The sequence below is a fragment of the Bacillus sp. JFL15 genome, from assembly GCF_001184225.1.
Taxonomy (GTDB): domain Bacteria; phylum Bacillota; class Bacilli; order Bacillales; family Bacillaceae; genus Bacillus; species Bacillus siamensis.
Genome location: NZ_KQ236689.1, coordinates 2,597,166 through 2,617,028 on the forward strand (window position 1 = coordinate 2,597,166; position 19,863 = coordinate 2,617,028).

Genomic DNA, 19,863 nt, shown 5'->3' on the forward strand with positions numbered 1-19,863 from the left:
GTCAGTTTGCGGAAGGAGGCAACAGGGTTGAATACAATAAAAAGCCAGTGGAAAGACATTGTAACGAGCAAGAAACTGTTAATCCCCATCATTGCCATATTATTCGTTCCGCTGATTTACAGCGGAGTGTTTTTGAAGGCGTACTGGGACCCGTACGGCACGGTGGATCAGCTGCCGGTAGTCGTTGTCAACCAGGATAAAGGGGCGGACTACGAAGGGAAACATCTTCAGATCGGTGACGATCTTGTGAAAGAATTAAAGAAAAATGATAATTTTGATTGGCATTTTTCAAGCGATCTTGATCAATCGTTAAAGGACTTATTAAATGCTAAATATTATTTAGTGGTCGAGATTCCTGAAGGTTTTTCGAAAAACGCCAGCACGGTAATGGATAAAAATCCGAAAAAGCTGGATCTGAAATATCATACGAACGCCGGATCCAACTATGTCGGGGCGACAATCGGCGAAAAGGCAATCGATAAACTGAAAGCCTCCGTGTCGAAAGAAGTGACAGAGCAATACGCAAAAGTCATTTTTGACAACTTTAAAGATATTGCCAAAGGACTCGGCAAAGCCAGCAGCGGCGCCAAGAAAATAGACGATGGCACGAAAAACGCGAAAGACGGCAGCGCCAAGCTGAAGGAAAATTTAGCGAAGCTTACTGAAAGCACCGCAACCATCAGCGATAAAACGCAGCAGCTTACCGACGGAGCGGCGAAAGTGACAAGCGGGATTCAAACGCTTAACAGCTCTATCGCAAAACTGCAGAGCGCAAGCGCCGACATTCAAGACAAATCGGGACAGATTGCTTCAGGAGGAGGCGAGGTGGCCAGCGGGCTTAAAACGAGCCTTGACGGGCATAAGCAGCTCCAGCAAAAGCTTCCGGATTTAACGAATGGATTAAGCGCATTAAACAGTAAGGCGCAGGAAGTATCGCAAAAAGCGGCGGCATTTGAAGATGCGATCAATTCAGTCAACCTCTCAGATATTGAAAAAGCGGTTGGGGAGCTTGAGCAGACTGAAAAGGAATTGCAGCAGTTTAAGAAAAAGCTTTCCGATCTGAAAAACAGCCTGGATGCCCGGGATGATGCGGTCAAAAAGGTGATTCAGGACAGTGATTTCTTAACGGGTGAGCAAAAAACGAAACTGGTTCAGCTTCTGAATGAGAAGCTTCCGAAGGCTGACCTTCCGGATTTAGACAATATCGTCAGCCAGCTTCCGTCCGGCGGAGATGTTCAGCTTCCGGATATGTCAGTTATAAAAAGCGCGCTGGAAGATGTAAAAGCGAAGGCTGATCAGCTGAAAGCACTGCCGCAGTCCACATCGAAACTGTATAACGGCGCGGCGGCGGTACAAGACGCGATTAACCAGCTGACAGCGGGAACTGACAAATTATACAGCGGAGCGCAGACCGTCTTTGAAAGCCAAAACAAACTGACGGCCGGTATCGGCGAATACAACAGCAAGTTCAGCCAGCTCAAATCAGGATCAGAAGCGTTAGTGTCAGGGAGCGGCCAAGTGTCAGGCGGCTTAACGAAACTGCTTGACGCACAAAACAAAGTCCATGACGGTTCGTCCCAAATTGAGCAGGGCCAAGCGTCACTCGGCACCGGTTTAAGCAAGCTTTTAGACGGCACCGGACAATTGTCCAGCCAGCTGAAAGATGCGGCCGATCAAACCGGAGACATTAAGACAGATAACAAAACGTACAGCATGATTGCCGATCCGGTAAAAACAGACGATAACGCGATTCATTCCGTGCCTAACTACGGTACGGGACTGACGCCTTATATCCTGTCTATGGGCTTATATGTCGGCGGATTGATGCTGACGGTCGTATTCCCTCTGACTGAAGCTTCGGGCCGTCCGAGAAACGGGTTTGAATGGTTCCTCAGTAAATTCAGCGTCATTCTGCTCGTCGGACTGATTCAATCTGTTATAGTCGCCACGGTTCTGTTAAAAGGAATCGGGCTTGATGTGGAAAGCACTTGGAGATTCTATCTCTTTACGATGATTACCAGCATCGCGTTCTTGTCCATGATTCAATTATTAGCGACCACGATGGGAAATCCGGGACGCTTTATCGCTGTCATCATTCTGGTGCTCCAGCTCGGGGCAAGCGGAGGAACCTTCCCGCTTGAACTTCTGCCTGGATTCTATCAAGTGATTCACGGGGCACTGCCGATGACGTACAGCATTAACGGATTCCGTGCCGTCATTTCAAATGGCGATTACGCCTACATGTGGCAGCAGGCATCGATTCTATTGGGCATTGCCGTTGTCATGATCGCGCTGACCATCGTGTACTTTACGGTGCAAAGCAAAAAAGAACACAAAGCGGAAGAAGAAATCACAGCATAAGAAAAAGAGGCCCTGGGCAAATGCTCGGGGCCTCTTTTTTCAGCTTTCGATCATCGTTCTATTAAAATCCCCATCTCACCAGCAATCCGGTATACGTCAATCCGCCGCCGAACCCGAATAATACCAGTGTCTGGCCTTCCGACAGTTTTTTCGCTTTCACGGCTTCATCCAAAGCGAGAATAATAGAAACCGATGAAGTGTTTCCGTAATATTCAACGCTTGTCAATGTCCGTTCAAGCGGGAAAGGAAGTTTTTCACAGATGGATTCGATCATCCGCATGTTGGCGCTGTGAGGAACGAACCAATCCAGATCGTCTTTTGAAAAGCCGGCTTTTTCTAAAAGGACATTGCATTCCTCAGGCACGGTTCTGACCGCCCATTTATATACTTCGCGCCCGTTTTGCACCATGTTTCCTCCGCCCTTAAGCGGCTCGCCGTTTAATTCTGCGCTCAGCCCCGTGCGATACAGCACGTCCGCGCCGCTCCCGGCCGTTCCTTGCACGGCTGCCAAAAAGCCCGGCGCTGATTCGTCGCGTTCCACCAATAAGGCGCCTGCAGCGTCTCCGAAAAGGACGCAGGTCGTCCGGTCAGTATAATCCGTTACTTTTGATAATGTTTCACCGGCAATCACGATCACTTTTTGATGAGAACCGGCGGTGATTAATGCGTCTGCGAGCTGAAGGCCGTATGTGAGTCCGGCGCATGTGGCGTTAATATCAAGGGCGCCGGTGTGAGGCCAGCCGAAATGAGCCTGCACGCGTGCCGCAGTGCTTGGAAACGCATAGTCCGCCGTCGTTGTAGCGACAAGGATCATATCGACATCATCAAGGATCCCGCTGTATCGTTCTGCAAGGTTTTTCACCGCTTCGATACATAAATCCGATGTGAATTCATGTTCGCCGGCAATACGTCTTTCCTTCATGCCGGTACGCTGGACGATCCATTCATCAGATGTATCGACGATGCGCTCCAAATCCGCATTTGTTAATCGGCGTGCCGGAGCATATGTACCGATTGCTGTAATTTTAGATTTTGACATGATGAATCACTCCTTTATAAGCAGATTATAACACCAGATATTAATACTTGGTACTAATTTTAATAAAAAAACCCAAACAGCATCCGCTGGTTGGGGAGCATGAGACATCTATTTATAAAACGGGCTTGTGTGATATTACCAATGACGGCAGCAGTGGCGGCGGTGATGGCGGCATGAATGATGATGCTTTCTTTCCTTTTTCTTCTTACAAGGTTCTTCTTCTTTTTTCTTCTTGCAGGGATCTTTGTCTTTTTTACAGCACCAGAAGGAGTCTGCATCAAACCAATCATCCTCAAACCAATCCTCAAACCAATCCTTATGAAACCTTTTCCGCTTATGCGATTTACGGCTGATCATACATTTCCCTCCTATCCCCATGCTCCCTTCATCTTATGAAAAAAGAGAAGGAAAAGATTGGACGGGTTGTGGATCAAAAGAGTATATTTTAAGAAGAATCAAATTGATAGGAGGAATGACCTGTGGCAGATATGAAACATACGATGGAACTGATTAAAAAACTGGTGTCGATTCCGAGTCCGACGGGCAATACATACGAGGTTATCGCCTATACAGAAAGTCTTTTAAAAGACTGGGGCGTCTCCTCTTACAGAAACCGCAAAGGCGGTCTTTTTGTCACGATTCCCGGCCGTGATGACAAGAAACACAGATTGCTGACGGCGCATGTCGATACGCTCGGCGCGATGGTAAAGGAAATAAAGGCGGACGGCCGGCTGAAGATTGACTTGATCGGCGGCTTCCGATACAACTCGATTGAAGGGGAATATTGCGAGATCCAAACTGCTTCCGGCAAAACCTATACAGGTACCATTTTAATGCATCAGACTTCAGTGCACGTCTACAAGGACGCCGGCAAGGCAGAGCGGAATCAGGAGAATATGGAAGTCCGCCTTGATGAGCCTGTCCGGACGAAGGGGGAGACCTCCAATCTCGGCATCAGGGTCGGCGATTTCATTTCATTTGATCCGCGCGTGCAGATTACACCGAGCGGTTTTATAAAATCCCGGCATCTTGATGATAAAGCGAGTGTGGCCCTGCTCCTGAACTTAATCCGCCGCATCACAGAAGAGAAAATCGAACTTCCGTATACGACGCACTTTCTGATTTCTAATAATGAAGAAATCGGCTACGGCGGCAATTCCAACATTCCGCCTGAAACCGTCGAATACTTGGCTGTTGATATGGGAGCGATCGGCGACGGCCAGTCTACGGATGAATATACCGTCTCTATTTGCGTGAAGGATGCAAGCGGCCCGTATCATTATCAGCTCAGAAAACATCTGGCCGGGCTTGCGGAGCGCTATGGCATTGATTATCAGCTTGATATCTATCCGTATTACGGTTCTGATGCCTCAGCAGCCATCCGTTCGGGCCATGACATCGTCCACGGGCTGATCGGCCCGGGAATTGACGCGTCACACGCCTTTGAACGCACGCACGAATTATCGCTTCTTAATACGGCGAAGCTTTTGTACCGGTACGTTCTATCGCCGATGGCATAAAAAAACCCTGCGCGGAAAAGTTCCGTGCAGGGTTTTCGTTTAACCTGAGATGGTTGTGTTTTGTTCTGTTTTGGCGAGGCTCATGACCTTCGCGCCTTTAGCGGGATCATACTGGCCTTCCCATTTTGACATCACAACGGATGCCAGCGCGTTTCCGGTCAGATTGACGACCGTACGGGCCATGTCCATAATCCGGTCAACACCGGCGATGAATGCAAGGCCTTCTGCAGGAATGTTGAATGCGCCTAGTGTCGCAAGCAGGACGACGAAAGAAGTCCCCGGCACGGCAGCCATTCCTTTGGAAGTGACCATCAAGACAAGCACAAGGGTAATCTGCTGCCAAATGGACAAGTCAACGTGGTATACCTGAGCGAGGAATATTGCGGCGATAGATTGGTACAGCACAGATCCGTCTAAGTTAAAGGTATATCCGATCGGCACAACAAATGAAACAATACCTTTCGGACATCCGATTTTCTCCATTTTTTCCATAACACGAGGGAGTACAGTTTCGGAGCTTGACGTACTGAACGCCAATAAAATTTCATCCTTCATATAGGCGAGGAATTTGAAAATGTTAACCCCGGCAAGCTTTCCGACGATTCCGAATACAACAATGAGAAAGAAAGCCAAAGCTACATATACTAAACCGACCAGTTTACCGAGTGAAAGCAGGGAACTGAGCCCAAATTTGGAAACGGTAACACCAATCAATGCAAAAACACCAAACGGAGCAACTTTCATGACCAGGTTCACAACGTGGAACATCGCATGAGAAACACCTTCAAAGAAGGCCAATACGGGCTTTCCTTTTTCACCGATTGCCGAGATGCCGAGTGCAAACAGCACGGTAAAGCAGATGATGGCAAGCAGATCTCCTTCGGCCAATGATTGGAAGAAGTTTGTCGGTACAATATGCAGGAATGTGTCCGCGATAGATTTATTATTTTGTTCTTTTTCTGTTTCAACATATTGACTGATATCTGTTTTTTGAGCCTCATGTATATTAACGCCTGTTCCCGGATGAAAAAGATTTGCCAAAGCCAGTCCGAGAATGATGGCGAAAGTGGTAATGATCTCAAAATACAAAATCGTTTTGAAGCCTAATTTTCCGACCTGTTTTCCGCTTCCCGCGCCGGCAACGCCGATGATTAAGCTGGAGACGACGATTGGAATCACGATCATTTTGATTAAGCGTAAAAACAAATCGCCGATAGGCTGTAAATAAGTTGGAACAGCAGGATTGCCATACCAGATGACACCGACTACAACCCCTAGTATGAGTCCGACGAAAATTTGCGTCGCTAATCCAAAACGTAATTTTTTCATAGATTACCTCCCGAAGAAAAAAGTGCAATAAGTATCTAAAAAGATAGCTATTAGAACAAATTATAATAGAAAAGAAAACAATTCGTCTATAAAAAATTATAGATTGAAAATACTGAATTGTACAAAACATACAGATAATTGCTAATAATGGTGGATAACGCCCTATTCAGAAAGTACGGCGCCGGCCGAAAAATAAAGGTGCCGCACACTTTTGACTGTGCGGCACCCTATTGTCACATATCCTTTATTTTCAAGCAATCGTCACAAACATTTCCATAGCATTCATGCTGTTCAGCTATTTCTTTGCCGCATTCCGCACACTTTTTACCGGGCAGATTTCTAAAAAATTCTGTTATTTTATCCAACATACCCATCCCTCTTTCGTTGTGTTGTCTCTACATTGTATTATAACAGTTAACGAAAATCAACGGCTGTTTTGGCACAATGTTTAAAACATGCAATTTATACGAAAAATAGGTATATTGAAGGAAAGGATCTTTTATCTTAAACATTCGGAGGATGCTATGAAAGTTACAGTTATTGGATGCTGCGGCGGGTTTCCGGCCGCAAATGAAGCAACTTCAGGCTATCTGTTTCAGTCCGGCGGTTATTCTTTGCTCGTCGATTGCGGAAGCGCCGTATTATCAAAGCTGTTTGCCTATGTACCGGCAGAAGAGCTTGATGCCGTGATTTTGTCCCATTATCATCATGACCACATCGCTGATATCGGACCGCTTCAATTTGCCAAGCAGGTCGGCTCATTTCTTGGAAAAGGGACGGATGCGCTGCCGATTTACGGGCATGATGCTGATATAGAACAGTTTGAGCGTCTTACATACAAAACGCATACAAAGGGAGTGGCCTATCAGCCGGACCGTCCGCTTTCTGCCGGGCCGTTCACGATTACCTTCCTGAAAACGGTGCATCCGGTCACTTGTTATGCGATGCGGATTACTGACGGTTCCGCTTCCGTTGTGTATACGGCTGATTCAAGCTATCAGGACTCGTTTATTCCGTTTGCGGAAAATGCCGATCTGCTGATCTGCGAGTGCAATTTTTACGCAGACCAGGACGGCACGTCAGCCGGCCATATGAACAGCTTGGAAGCCGGGCGTATCGCGAAGGAGGCGGGAGCGGGGGAGCTGATTCTCACGCATCTGCCTCACTTCGGCGAGCACCGCAAGCTGAAAGAAGAAGCGGAAACTGTCTTCGGGGGCGAAGTGAAAATCGCGGCCTCCGGATTGAAGTGGGAGAAATAGAGGAGGAGCACCATGTTATTTATTGATAACCAAAACATAACCGATCCGAGGATCAACCTCGCGATCGAAGAATATTGCGTGAAGCATCTCGACCCTGAACAGACATACCTGCTTTTTTATGTCAATCAGCCGTCGATTATTATCGGAAAGAATCAAAATACAATAGAAGAAATCAATACGAAATACGTAGAAGATAACGGAATCATTGTCGTCCGCAGACTGTCAGGAGGCGGCGCGGTTTATCACGATCTCGGAAATCTGAATTTCAGTTTTATCACAAAGGATGACGGAGACAGCTTTCACAATTTTAAAAAATTCACCGAACCCGTCATTCAGGCGCTGCGCCAGCTCGGTGTGGAAGCTGAATTAAGCGGCCGCAACGACATTGTCGCAGATGGCAGAAAAATTTCCGGCAACGCTCAATTCTCGACGAAAGGGCGGATTTTCAGCCACGGAACATTAATGCTGGATTCGGCCATTGACCATGTGGTGTCAGCGCTGAAAGTAAAAAAAGACAAAATCGAATCAAAGGGCATTAAATCAATCAGAAGCCGTGTCGCCAACATCAGCGAGTTTCTTGATGACAAAATGACGGCCGATGAATTCAAAAAGCACCTGCTTCACCATATTTTTAATACAAATGATCTTTCCAAAGTGCCGGAATATAAGCTGACGGATGAAGACTGGAAAGCGATCCGGAAGATTTCTGAAGAGCGTTATCAAAACTGGGACTGGAATTTCGGCAGGTCGCCGGCATTCAATCTTCAGCATTCCAAACGTTATCCAGTCGGATCAATTGATCTGCGCCTTGAAGTGAAAAAAGGAATCATTCAAGACTGCAAAATTTTCGGTGATTTTTTCGGTGCGAAAGATGTGAGTGAAGTCGAACAGGCGCTGATCGGAAAACAGTATGACAGAACCGCGATCAGGGAGGCGCTGGCCGGAATTGAGCTGAAACAGTATTTCGGCAAAATAGAGCTGGAAGACTTCCTCGAACTGATTTATTAGAACACTTGCCGAACCGCATGATTTGAATCAGCGCCCGTTTTTATGAAATGATAGAACCATAATAGATAGGGAGGGATCATGATGAAAGTATTTCTCATCGGAGCAAACGGACAGATCGGACAGCGGCTGACCGGGCTGTTTCAACAAGACGGCACCCATACGCTTCGGGCGATGGTCCGGAAAGAAGAGCAGAAAGAAGCGCTTCAAGCTGCGGGAACAGAAGCCGTTCTTGCGGATCTCGAAGGAAGTGCGGAAGACATCGCGAAAGCCGCCGAGGGCTGTGATGCGATGGTTTTTACCGCCGGATCAGGCGGAAGCACCGGATATGATAAGACGCTTTTGATTGATCTTGACGGAGCGGCAAAAGCGATAGAAGCGGCAAAAAAAGCCGGCATTAAGCGGTTTATTATGGTGAGCGCCCTTCAGGCTCATAACCGGGCCAACTGGAATGAATCGCTGAAGCCGTATTATGCCGCTAAACATTATGCGGACAAAATTCTTGAAGCAAGCGGTTTGACGTATACGATTATCCGTCCCGGCGGACTATTAAATGATCCCGGCACGGGAAATATCAATGCCGCCGCCGATTTAGAAAGAGGCTCCATTTCAAGGGACGATGTCGCCAAGACCGTTATCGAATCCCTTAATGAACCGAATACGTTTGAAAAGGCGTTCGATCTGACGGCGGGCAGCACGCCCATCAGAGAAGCGCTGAAACAATTATAGTTTCCGGTTTTACGGCACTCGGGGCTTTTAGCCCTTGAGTGTTTTTCTATATTTTTCTATAATGAAAGTGAACGTTTATACCGGAGAAGTGAATGACTATTCATTCATTACATTTTTAAAGGGGTGGGAAAATGAATCTGGTTTCCAAATTGGAAGAAACGGCATCACAGAAACCGGAAAAACCAGCTTGTCTATTTCAAGATCAGTACATGACGTATGAGGAGCTGGCAGGTAAAATTGAAGCATTTGCAAACGGATTGGAAGACAGGGGAATGAAAAAAGGGGATCATCTCGCTTTGCTGCTCGGAAATACGCCTGATTTTGTCATTGCGTTTTTCGGCGCGTTAAAAGCGGGAGTTGTCGTCATACCTGTTAATCCGGCATACACACCTTCAGAGATCGCATATATGATGAAAAACGGCGATGTCAAAGCGATCGCCGGCATCGACCTTTTAATTCCCGTATTTGAAAGCCTGCACGGCTCACTGCCGCTAGTGGAGCATATCATTATCAGTCAGACCGCAGAGAACGCTCCAACGACAGAAGACCCTCAATTGCGCTTAAAAATGACAACGTTTACAAAAATGCTCCGTCCGGCGGAGCGCACCAGAACCTATCCGACATTGTCCCAAGATGATACTGCCGTCATTTTATATACCTCAGGGACGACGGGAAAACCGAAAGGCGCCATGCTCACCCATCAGAATCTTTTTTCCAACGCAAATGATGTCGCCGGATACTTAGGAATGAATGAGAAAGATAAAATTGTAGCCGCCTTGCCGATGTTTCACGTTTTTTGTTTAACCGTTTGTATGAATGCGCCTCTGATGAGCGGAGCGTGTGTATTAATCGAGCCGCAATTCAGCCCGGCCTCTGTGTTTAAACTGATTAAACGCCGGCAGGCAACTATTTTTGCAGGCGTTCCGACGATGTATAACTACCTGTATCAATATGAGCACGGCAAGGCGGAGGATTTTGCGTCTATCAGGCTCTGCATTTCAGGCGGCGCTTCGATGCCGGTCGCTCTGCTGCAGACGTTTGAACAAACCTTTAATGTCACCATTTTGGAAGGATACGGACTTTCTGAAGCGTCTCCGGTTACTTGTTTCAATCCGTTTGACCGGGGGAGAAAGCCCGGCTCAATCGGGACGAATATTTTGCATGTCGAAAATAAAGTCGTTGATACGCTCGGTCGAGAACTGCCCGCCCATCAAGTGGGGGAATTGATCGTGAAAGGGCCGAATGTGATGAAAGGCTATTACAAGATGCCGGAGGAGACGGAACACGCGCTGAAGGACGGCTGGCTGTACACGGGTGATTTGGCGAAGCGCGATGAAGACGGTTATTTTTATATCGTCGACAGAAAAAAAGATATGATTCTCGTCGGCGGATACAACGTCTATCCGCGCGAAGTAGAAGAAGTGCTCTACAGACATGAGGGCATTAAAGAAGCCGTGGTCATCGGCGTTCCTGACGCCAAAACGGGGGAAGCGGTGCATGCTTATATAGTGCCTGCCGATGGTGAACTGACAGAGCAGGCCGTTGTTGATTACTGTGAACAGCATTTAGCAAAATATAAGCGCCCGGCGGAAGTGGTTTTTCTTGATGAGATTCCGAAGAATGCGACCGGGAAGCTGCTGAGACGGGCGGTTCGGGACATGCTTCCGAAATGACAGACGAAAAGCGAAGCCTGAGGGCTTCGCTTTTACATGAACTGATCCGGTCAGCTCTGCGATTCTTCCTTCATGATGCTTTGCACAAGCAACGTATCATGCCGGGTCAGTTTGTAATACGTGTTTTTATACTTGTACGTCATATAATTGCCGCTTTCGAGCCACATGCTGAATGAATCAATACGGTCTTCATGGTATTTGACCGTTCCGTTGTAATCGGGAGACACGCTTTTGGTCAGTTTGACTTGTTTTCCTTGGTTCAAGATATCGAGCATATCTTTTACATTCTGCCTGTCTTTAATTTTGATTTCTTTTTTTCCGTGCTCAGACAGAATAATCAGATCTGCGTTGCTTGATGGAAACACATCGCCGGTCCGGCTGTATACATAGAAGAAAGCAATAACCAAAAGGGCGATTACTACAATAAATGCGATTATTTTTTTCATATTCATCACTCCGTCTTTTAGTCTTTCCCGCTTCCTGTTGTTCCATTCTTTTCTGTTGTGAAAAGATTAACATCCGTTTCGGAGGCTTGGTTCTATTTATTTGCATTTATGCTTACAATAGGAGTAAGTCATAAGGGTAAGGAGGGTGACTTCCATGCGCAAATGGATTGCGGCAGCGGGACTTGCCTATGTGCTGTACGGCCTTTTTTTCTATTGGTATTTCTTTATGACAGGAGACTCCGCGGTCCCGGAGGCCGTAAAGGGAACGAAAGCCGATCCGGCCTCGTTTATGGACCCGGGCCGCCTGGCAGCCGCTGAAAACTATTCAAATGTAAAGGATTTTCTGTTTTTTATCGGGGCGCCGTTAGATTGGTTTTTATTTTTTCTGCTGCTCATTACTGGGCTTGCCAAAAAAATAAAGCAATGGCTGGAAGCAGCGGTGCGCTTTCGGGTGCTGCAAATCGTAAGCTTCGTATTTGTCATTTCACTCATCGTTACGGCGGCTTCGCTTCCGCTTGAGTGGATCGGATATCGGGTTTCGCTTGCGTATCATATTTCGACCCAGACCGCAACAAGCTGGATCAGAGACCATGTCATTGATTTCTGGATCAGTTTTCCGCTGTTTGCCGCGTGTGTGCTTGTGTTTTACTGGCTGATCACAAAGCATACAAAAAAATGGTGGTTTTACGCTTGGTGTCTGACCGTGCCGTTTACCCTGTTTTTGTTTTTCCTGCAGCCGGTCGTCATTGATCCTTTATACAATGATTTTTATCCGCTGAAAGACAAGGAGCTGGAAAGCAAAATTTTGTCACTTGCCGACAAGGCCGATATTCCCGCCAGCCATGTTTATGAAGTGAATATGTCGGAGAAAACGAACGCGCTGAATGCGTATGTGACGGGCATCGGTTCGAATAAACGCATCGTTTTGTGGGATACCACTCTTAACAAACTGAAGGATCCGGAAATTTTGTTCATTATGGGGCATGAGATGGGGCACTATGTGATGAAGCACGTGTACATTGGACTTGCCGGGTATCTGCTGCTGTCATTGGCCGGGTTCTATATCATTGACAAGCTTTACAGGCGGCTGGCGAAATCCTTCAGCCGGATGCTTCATATAGAGGGGCCTAAAGATCTGGCCGCTCTCCCGCTGTTATTGCTGCTCATATCGGTGCTCAGTTTTGCTTCTGATCCGATTACGAATGCCGTCTCCCGGTATCAGGAAAACGCCGCCGACCGTTACGGCATCGAGCTGACCGGAAACCGGGAAGCGGCGATTGAGACGTTTCAGGACTTGGCCGATACGGGACTGAGCCGGGTCAACCCGCCGTTTCTCGTCAAAATTTTCAAAGGGAGCCACCCGTCGATTATGGAGCGGATTGAACATGCGGAGGAAGAAAAATAATAAAAAACCGGCGGGGCCAAGGCCGACGCCGGTTTTTTATGTTTTACTGAGCTGCCGCCTGTACGTTGATCAGCCCTTTTCCGTAGTAGAAAGCATCACCAAGTTTTGTAGTGGTGTTTTCTAAACTGCTGCGGACTTGAGTGGTTGTCCAGTTCGGGTGCTTAGAAAGAATTAAAGCAGCCGCTCCGGCAACGTGCGGAGATGCCATTGACGTACCGTTGTATGCTCCGTATTTGTTTCCGGGAAGCGTGCTTTGGATCGATACGCCAGGTGCCATGACATCAAGCTCAGGCCCTACGCTTGAGAAAGATGCTCTTTGATTGCTGCTGTCAACAGCGCCGACTGCAATGACAGAAGGGTATTTACCAGGATAGCCCACTGTGCTTGAGCCGCCGGAAGTGCCTTCGTTACCGGCTGCCGCAACCACTACGACACCGGAAGCAACGGCTTTGTCAACTGCAGCTTTTAACGCTGAAGAACCAGAAGGTCCGCCGAGGCTCATATTAATAACGTCCATTTTGTTTGCGATCGCCCACTCAATTCCGTTAATGATCCAGCTGTACTGGCCGGAACCGTCAGCGCCGAGAACTTTTACCGCGTAAAGGGATGCGCTTGGCGCAACGCCTAATACACCGATTGAGTTATTAAGAGCCGCAACTGTGCCGGCAACGTGAGTACCGTGAGAGTTTCTGTCTTGGAAAGGATTTGTTTCAGAAGGAACCATGCTGGCTCCGCCTGCAACCTTTAAATCAGGATGAGAAGAATCGATACCGCTGTCGATAACCGCTACTTTAACATTTGATCCGGTGAAGCCTTGAGAGTGCAGAGCAGGGGCTTTGATTTGAGATACGCCGTAAGGCACGGATTGCGCGTACGCTTTTGCAACGTGATCTTCTTCAACGTAAGCGACGCTAGGGTCTTTTTTCAGCTCTTTTACAGCTTTTTCATTTAATGTAGCTGAAGCCGCGTCTACATATTTGAATTGCTTCTGTACTTTTCCGCCTTTTTCAGAAATGACATCTTTCTTCTTAGCGGCGCTCATCGTGCTCATTGTCTGTTTGAACCCGACAATATATTTCTTTTCCCCGTTTGATTTTCCTGCCGCCTGGGCAGAAGACGTGCTGCCGAACGCCATCGTAAAGATTAACGCTAAAGCAAACAGCAAACTGATCCATACCTTTTTGCCTCTCACTCTTTATCCTCTCCTTTTTTTCATTTGCAGAATAACCAATAGACAGACTATTCTGTGGATTAATTGTATAGTATGGAATAATATTTTAGTAGACCCAATTTTTTTCATCCCGTTTTATTTCTATTTAGGTATATCAACTCTCTTTCATTTAGTAGGAACCCGAAATATTTAAATTTTAATGGAAAAAACCGATGGAAGGACATGAGTAAATGTACACAAGCGCAATGACTCGCTTGTTTACTGGGTCGAATGTTTTGCTTCCATTTTTGGATGTTGAACCAAAAACAGGATAAATGTCACTTTTTGTTGAATGCAGAAGACTGATGGACGTGAAAACAGAATGAGAAAAAGCTCCGGCATGAATCAGTCTTTGGCTTCCTTGATGGAGAATAGCCATGAAACCATTTTATAAAAATAATGATTATGAATATCATTGATGCTTATCTTGATCATGATATAATTGCGGAAAAACGAAAGAGGGGAACAGATGAAACGATTCAGTATGCTGATGCCGATCTTGGCCGTCCTCGTCATATCGGCATGTTCAGGGCCGGAACATGAGACTGCCATCAGACATGATCTGGGGACCTCACATGTGCCAGCGCATCCGCAGCGCGTCGCCGTGCTGAATCCGGGCTTTAATGATACCCTCCATGATCTCGGCATAAAGCCTGTGGCTGCGGCCGATAACCGGTCACATCCCGACCTGAAAAAGATCGCTTCGCTGAAACCCGATCTCATCATTGCAGACTCAAGCCTGCACAGAGGGATATACCATAAGCTGACGGAGATCGCTCCGACAATCGCTTTAAAAAATGAAGATGCGGATTATCAGGATGCGGTTGACGCCGCCCTTACCATTGAAAAGGCGGCCGGTAAAGAGGGCATCATAGAGAAAAAGTTGTCGGCTCAGGAAGAAAAGCTGAATGACATCAAAAGAAAACTGGATGCAGAAGGCGCCTCGATTTTAATAATGAACGCTGTAAACGGCAGCTTTTCCGTAAAGGATGATCAATTTTTTACGTCCCGGCTTTTAACGCTCGCAGGGTTTACCTATGCGGTCCAGACAGCTTCCGGCGGAAAATCTGAGCCTATCAAAATGACACCCGGGGGGCTTTTGCATATCGATCCTGATTACATCGTGCTGTTGGGCGGAGAGAAAGAGTTCCAAAAGAATCCGATCTGGAAACAGCTTAAAGCCGTGAAAAACAGACATGTTTACCGCGCGGACAGGGCGGTTTGGACGGAACGCCGGAGTATTGACGGTGCGGACGCCATATTACTTGATCTGCAGGAAAAAATGCCCGCTAAAAAGGCCCGGCACTGAATGCGGGCCTTTTTGCTATGCTTCTGAAAGGTGGCTGCTTACATTGTAATCCTTGACGCGCCACTGATCTTCAATCCGTTCGATATTGCTCAGACAAGCATTGACAAGCTTTGCGTTTTGTATGTCGGTGTCACCGTCAGAAATGGCGGACAAGAGGGCATGAATGGCTGCGCCGTGAGCGACGATCAGTACTTTTTGATCAGGGAAGCGCTCCTGAACTTTCACTAAACCGGCCAGCATTCTGTCTGTCAGCTCCTCTGCGGTCTCCATGTTCGGATAGTTTTTATCCGGATAGCGCTTCGACCGTTCCGGTAAAGACATTCCTTCCGCATCCCCATAGCTCCGTTCTCTGAAATCTTCCATGACGACGATAGGAAGATTCAGAAATCCATTAATGATGTCGGCTGTTTTTCTGGCCCGTTTCATCGGGCTTGACACGATGACATCCCATTTGAAACCTTTTAAGTATTCTCCTGTTTCTTTCGCCTGACGCTCTCCCGTCGCATTTAACGGAATATCGGATTTGCCTTGAAGCTTCTTTTGGGCGTTCCAATCAGTCTCTCCATGTCTTACTAAACAAACGGCAGTCATAAAGTCTCCACTCCGATCATTTTTTATCGATATCATCTATTATACTGCCGTTACGTTAACACTTCAAAGAGAAGCGCCAGTCCGACTCCGCCTCCGCTGCCGATCGCTGCTGTTGCAAAGCGGGCATCCGGCCGCCTTTTTGCTTCATAAAAAAGCCGGGTGACAAGCGCCGCTCCGGAAGCCCCGTACGGATGTCCGACGGCCAGAGCGCCGCCCCGGACATTTATTTTAGAATACGGCACTTGAAGCTGCTGTGAAAAGACGCATATTTTGACGGCAAACGCCTCGTTTATTTCGTATATATCAATGTCATCAGGTGACAGGTCCCGCTCCTTCAGCAGTTTTTTGACGGCATACACCGGAGCAGCTGACGGATAATGCGGATGGACGCCGCTTACCGCGCTTCCGATAAAACGCAATCTCGGCTTTAAACCGAGAGACCGCGCTTTTTGTTCTTCCATCACACAGACTGCCGCCGCCCCGTCAGAAATTCCGCAGCTGTTGGCGGCGGTGACAGAGCCTCCGGGCTGAAAGACGGGTTTGGCGCGGGCGATGAGAGGCTCCATGTTCCGCTTTTTTTGCATGTTTTCGTCAGCGGCGAATCCGCGAATGGGGAGGATCTCCCGGCGGTACAGGCCGTCTTCGTGCGCTTTGACGCTCCGTTCATAGCTGAGAAGGGCATATTCGTCCTGCATCTTTCTCGTTACCCCGTAAGCCTGTGCCGTATACTCGGCTGCTATGCCCATATCAGGATCGCCGATATGTTCTGGAGAAAAACGCGCGCGCGATGAGAAAGGGGAGCGGCTGCTGCTCTCCGCTCCTCCCGCGATATACGTACTCCCTGCGCCGGCTTTTACAAAATGACACGCGATTCTCACGGCATCAAGCCCGGAGCCGCACTGTCTGTCGATGGTCGTCCCGGACACGCTCAAGGGAAGTCCGGCCGCCAAGGCTGACAGCCGGGCGAGGTTTCCGCCGCGGCCCGTCGCATTTCCGATCAGGACTTCATCAATGTCTTCGGGTGTGTTCCGGCTCAAATGGCGGATCAGCGGAGCGGCTAAATCCTCAGGAAGACAGTCTTTTAACAGGCCGTTTTCCCGGGCGAAAATCGTCCGTTTCGCATCCGTAATTACCGCTTCCATTCCATCATGTCCTTTGCCTGTTTTCGTATGGCGGCACGGGCGATCTTTCCGCCGGCTGTTTCCGGTATTTCTGAAAACAGCCATTTTTTTGGGATTTTATATGCTGCCAGCTGTTCGCGGCACCGTTTCTTCAGTTCCTTTACATCCGCATGTCCGTCGATTACCGCAACGGCGATGCTGCCCCAATAGGCATCAGGCACACCGGTTACGGCCGCTTTTCTGACGCCCGGACAGCCGTTGAGCACACGTTCAATCTCTTCAGGAAACACGTTCAGGCCGCCGGATACGATCATCCCGTTTTCACGTCCTTCGATATATAGATAGCCGTCACGGTCGACATACCCCATGTCATCAACCGTCATCCATCCGGAATCATCAGGCTTTGCGCCGCCGATGTATCCCGAAAATTTCATCGGGCTGTTCACAAAAATCTTCCCCGTTTCGCCCGGCATGCAGCGTTCTCCTCCGGGACGGCGGATTTCGATTTTAACATGATCAAACGGCCGGCCCGCCGCATTTGGCTTTTCTGCGCCGTCTTCAGGCGATAAGAAAGCCACGAAACTCAGTTCGGACGTTCCGTAAAAATCATATAACCGCAAATGAGGATAGCGGTCTGACAGCGCTTGTTTAGACGAAGCCGGCCAGTCTGCGCCGGAAGAAATCACCTTGAGCGGTTTATCCGGAAACGCTTCTGCCGAGAGCAGGGCGTCGGTCATTGTCGGTACGGTATACAGAACATCAGCTTGTCTCAGCCAGTCTTTCATTCCGGCCGGATTGAATTTTCTTTGAAGGATGACGGTTCCGCCGATAAACAAAGTGCTGACGGCGCCGTATAAAAAGTGTGATGAGCGCAGCGTGCCCGGTACCAGCACTTTGTCATCAGGGGAAATGCCGAATTCACGTTTCGTACAAGAAAAGCTCTCCAGCCACGAACGGTGGGAGCGGGTGAAGGCTTTCGGTTTTCCGGTCGAACCCGAGGTGAACCCAGTATAAAAGGGCAGGCCGGCGTTTTTGATAAAGGCGCCTTCTGTTTTCTCTGCCTCGATATAAGATCTGCATTCATCCCACAGAATGACGGGTATTTTGACACCGTTCAATCTGCCGCTCAGCCGGCGGTCACAGATGACGAGATCGGTTTTGCTGATGTGCAGCTGATCCGCGAATTCCGCCGCTGTCGAGCGGGGATCTAACGGAACCGCCGTGCAGCCGGCATGCGCCGCCCCTGCGAATAGTTGTAAAAAAGGGATTTCATTCGGCAGTAATATTGCAATGTTTTTCGGCTTACCTGAAAGGCTGCCAAGCCAGTTTGCGGTCTGGTTTACAAGTTTATTCCAAGTTTGATAGTTGATCTGATCTGTTTCTGTCTGAATGGCGATTTGTTCCGGCGCTTGTCCGGCTGTTTCTGAATATGATGATGTAATCATGGTGAGTAAAATCAGCTTCCTTTCGTCGGCAAAAGCCGGCTTGCTTGAAGAGTTTTTCTGATTCTTACGGCTGCGAATGAGGCTGCGGCCGCTTTAAGCAGATCTCCCGGCACATAGATGAGGCTGAGTTTTACGGCAGTCAAGATATCAATGTGCATCATAAAAGCCTGAACGGGAATGCCGATGACATACAAAAACAGCACGCCGAACAAAAACTGTCTGATAAACAAATGGGGTGCGCTGGCTCTGCGAAGGTTTCGGATGCTGAGGCTAAGCAGGAATGCCGCAAGCGGATATGCGATGAGATACCCGGCGCTCGGCCCGAAAAAAACCCCGAACCCGCCTCTTCCGCCCGAAAGGAGAGGCGCTCCGCATGCCACAATCAGCAAAAACAGCAATTGGCTTAAAAACGCGGCTTTCGGTTTTAAGATGCTTCCTGATAAAAGCACACCGATCGTCTGGAGTGTAATCGGAACCGGCGTAAAGGATAAGAAAAGCGGGGGGAGCAGCCCCAAAAGTCCCATAATGGCGGTAAACACGGCAATATGCATCATTTCTGTCAATTTCATTATGTATTCCTCCAGCTTATCAAAATATGTTTATACAATAAATCGAGTCTTTATATATGTCAACATCATTATATTTTTAGTTTACATTAAAAAGACCGGCCCTTTATAAAAAAGGCCGGTCGGTTTGTCTTTATTCTTCTGTGAGGATAACAAGTGAATCAACGGATGATGCAACATGGGAAACGGCGCGGCTGACTTCTTGAAGGCCGCCGAGAAAAGCCTGTAAATCAACGTCGATTTTGCCTGTCTGATCTTTGCTCGTTTTCATGCTTTGGACGATGTCATCAAACAGACGGTTGATCTGCGTCATTTTTTCTTTCGTTTCACCCACAAGTCCGTTTACATCTTTAATGTGTTTGGACACAATGTTGATTTGTGTATTGGTATTGTTCACAAGCTCTGATACGGTGGAAACGGTTTTTTTCGTATCCTCTGAAAGCTTTCTTACTTCCGTTGCGACAACGGCGAAGCCTTTGCCGTGCTCCCCGGCTCTCGCAGATTCTATTGAAGCGTTTAATGACAGGAGATTCGTTTGCTCGGCGATCCCCGTCACGATGCCGAAGATTTTTTCGATTTGCTGGGCAATGTCATTCAGCTTATCCATTTCTTCTTCAATATGCAGAAGGCTGGCGTCGATTTTATTCAATTGCTTCTGCTGGCTTTCAAGTTCTTTTTTTCCGCCGATTGACTTTTCTTCTACATGTACGGAAGTGACGGTGCCGGCTTTTGACGCCTCGGAAATGTCCTCTGATTTATCGACCAGCTCCTGCACGGCTCTACTCGTTTCTGAAAACAGATCAGCGAGTGACCCGGATGTTTCCTGAATTTTTTGATGAAGACGGGCTTTCTTTT

Annotated in this window: 19 protein-coding genes; 8 read left to right on the plus strand and 11 right to left on the minus strand. The window is 47.9% G+C overall.

The window, feature by feature from the left end:
• Positions 1-27: 27 nt before the first annotated feature.
• Complete coding sequence (locus tag AD710_RS12995; protein WP_049628215.1) at positions 28-2,361, plus strand: YhgE/Pip domain-containing protein; 2,334 nt, start codon at positions 28-30, stop codon at positions 2,359-2,361.
• A gap of 61 nt (positions 2,362-2,422) precedes the next feature.
• On the opposite strand, the gene fabHB is transcribed toward AD710_RS12995, so the two are convergent.
• The gene (gene fabHB, locus AD710_RS13000; RefSeq protein ID WP_049628216.1) at positions 2,423-3,400 is read right to left on the minus strand and encodes a beta-ketoacyl-ACP synthase III FabHB; all 978 of its coding nucleotides are present in this window, start codon (positions 3,398-3,400) and stop codon (positions 2,423-2,425) included.
• Between the two features lie 135 nt (positions 3,401-3,535).
• Positions 3,536-3,757, minus strand: a complete 222-nt coding sequence (locus AD710_RS13005) for a hypothetical protein (protein ID WP_016938328.1) — start codon at positions 3,755-3,757, stop codon at positions 3,536-3,538.
• A 131-nt stretch (positions 3,758-3,888) separates the two neighbouring features.
• Between AD710_RS13005 and AD710_RS13010 the strand changes: the two genes are divergently transcribed.
• Positions 3,889-4,920: a M42 family metallopeptidase gene (locus AD710_RS13010; RefSeq protein WP_049628813.1), complete on the plus strand. Its 1,032-nt coding sequence runs from the start codon at positions 3,889-3,891 to the stop codon at positions 4,918-4,920.
• 39 nt (positions 4,921-4,959) lie between these two features.
• Here AD710_RS13010 and AD710_RS13015 read toward each other — a convergent pair whose 3' ends face one another.
• Positions 4,960-6,249 carry a glutamate/proton symporter GltT gene (locus AD710_RS13015; protein WP_016938326.1) on the minus strand — a complete coding sequence of 430 codons (1,290 nt, stop codon included), beginning with the start codon at positions 6,247-6,249 and terminating at the stop codon, positions 4,960-4,962.
• Between the two features lie 233 nt (positions 6,250-6,482).
• Positions 6,483-6,617, minus strand: coding sequence for a protein YhfH (gene yhfH / locus AD710_RS19230; protein ID WP_016938325.1), 135 nt, complete (start codon positions 6,615-6,617; stop codon positions 6,483-6,485).
• A gap of 156 nt (positions 6,618-6,773) precedes the next feature.
• Between yhfH and AD710_RS13020 the strand changes: the two genes are divergently transcribed.
• The 4 genes from AD710_RS13020 to AD710_RS13035 all read left to right on the plus strand — a co-directional run bounded on the left by AD710_RS13020 (position 6,774) and on the right by AD710_RS13035 (position 10,915).
• Positions 6,774-7,508, plus strand: coding sequence for an MBL fold metallo-hydrolase (locus tag AD710_RS13020; protein ID WP_047476707.1), 735 nt, complete (start codon positions 6,774-6,776; stop codon positions 7,506-7,508).
• 12 nt (positions 7,509-7,520) lie between these two features.
• Positions 7,521-8,516, plus strand: coding sequence for a lipoate--protein ligase (lplJ, locus tag AD710_RS13025; RefSeq protein WP_049628217.1), 996 nt, complete (start codon positions 7,521-7,523; stop codon positions 8,514-8,516).
• Between the two features lie 81 nt (positions 8,517-8,597).
• Complete coding sequence (locus AD710_RS13030) at positions 8,598-9,242, plus strand: SDR family oxidoreductase (RefSeq protein WP_049628218.1); 645 nt, start codon at positions 8,598-8,600, stop codon at positions 9,240-9,242.
• A 131-nt stretch (positions 9,243-9,373) separates the two neighbouring features.
• Positions 9,374-10,915 (plus strand): fatty acid--CoA ligase family protein, encoded by a 1,542-nt coding sequence (locus AD710_RS13035; protein WP_049628219.1) that lies wholly within the window; start codon positions 9,374-9,376, stop codon positions 10,913-10,915.
• Between the two features lie 50 nt (positions 10,916-10,965).
• Here AD710_RS13035 and AD710_RS13040 read toward each other — a convergent pair whose 3' ends face one another.
• Positions 10,966-11,361: a YhfM domain-containing protein gene (locus AD710_RS13040; protein ID WP_049628220.1), complete on the minus strand. Its 396-nt coding sequence runs from the start codon at positions 11,359-11,361 to the stop codon at positions 10,966-10,968.
• Positions 11,362-11,515: 154 nt separating this feature from the next.
• Between AD710_RS13040 and AD710_RS13045 the strand changes: the two genes are divergently transcribed.
• On the plus strand, positions 11,516-12,766 hold the full coding sequence (locus tag AD710_RS13045) for a M48 family metallopeptidase (protein ID WP_049628221.1): 1,251 nt from the start codon (positions 11,516-11,518) through the stop codon (positions 12,764-12,766).
• Between the two features lie 43 nt (positions 12,767-12,809).
• Here AD710_RS13045 and AD710_RS13050 read toward each other — a convergent pair whose 3' ends face one another.
• Positions 12,810-13,958, minus strand: a complete 1,149-nt coding sequence (locus tag AD710_RS13050; protein ID WP_016938318.1) for a S8 family peptidase — start codon at positions 13,956-13,958, stop codon at positions 12,810-12,812.
• A gap of 487 nt (positions 13,959-14,445) precedes the next feature.
• On the opposite strand from AD710_RS13050, the gene AD710_RS13055 reads away from it, so the two are divergent.
• The gene (locus AD710_RS13055; protein ID WP_049628222.1) at positions 14,446-15,285 is read left to right on the plus strand and encodes an ABC transporter substrate-binding protein; all 840 of its coding nucleotides are present in this window, start codon (positions 14,446-14,448) and stop codon (positions 15,283-15,285) included.
• A gap of 15 nt (positions 15,286-15,300) precedes the next feature.
• On the opposite strand, the gene AD710_RS13060 is transcribed toward AD710_RS13055, so the two are convergent.
• The 5 genes from AD710_RS13060 to AD710_RS20365 all read right to left on the minus strand — a co-directional run bounded on the left by AD710_RS13060 (position 15,301) and on the right by AD710_RS20365 (position 19,783).
• Positions 15,301-15,876 (minus strand): histidine phosphatase family protein, encoded by a 576-nt coding sequence (locus tag AD710_RS13060; RefSeq protein ID WP_049628223.1) that lies wholly within the window; start codon positions 15,874-15,876, stop codon positions 15,301-15,303.
• A gap of 50 nt (positions 15,877-15,926) precedes the next feature.
• Positions 15,927-17,018, minus strand: a complete 1,092-nt coding sequence (locus AD710_RS13065; RefSeq protein WP_016938315.1) for an acetyl-CoA C-acyltransferase — start codon at positions 17,016-17,018, stop codon at positions 15,927-15,929.
• Positions 17,006-18,442, minus strand: a complete 1,437-nt coding sequence (locus AD710_RS13070; RefSeq protein WP_049628224.1) for an acyl-CoA synthetase — start codon at positions 18,440-18,442, stop codon at positions 17,006-17,008. The genes AD710_RS13065 and AD710_RS13070 overlap by 13 nt, the downstream gene beginning before the upstream one ends.
• 11 nt (positions 18,443-18,453) lie before the next feature.
• Entirely contained in the window at positions 18,454-19,011 is a 558-nt protein-coding gene (locus tag AD710_RS13075; RefSeq protein ID WP_049628225.1) for a biotin transporter BioY, read from the minus strand.
• 130 nt (positions 19,012-19,141) lie between these two features.
• Positions 19,142-19,783: a methyl-accepting chemotaxis protein gene (locus tag AD710_RS20365; RefSeq protein ID WP_395941030.1), complete on the minus strand. Its 642-nt coding sequence runs from the start codon at positions 19,781-19,783 to the stop codon at positions 19,142-19,144.
• Between the last annotated feature and the right edge of the window lie 80 nt (positions 19,784-19,863).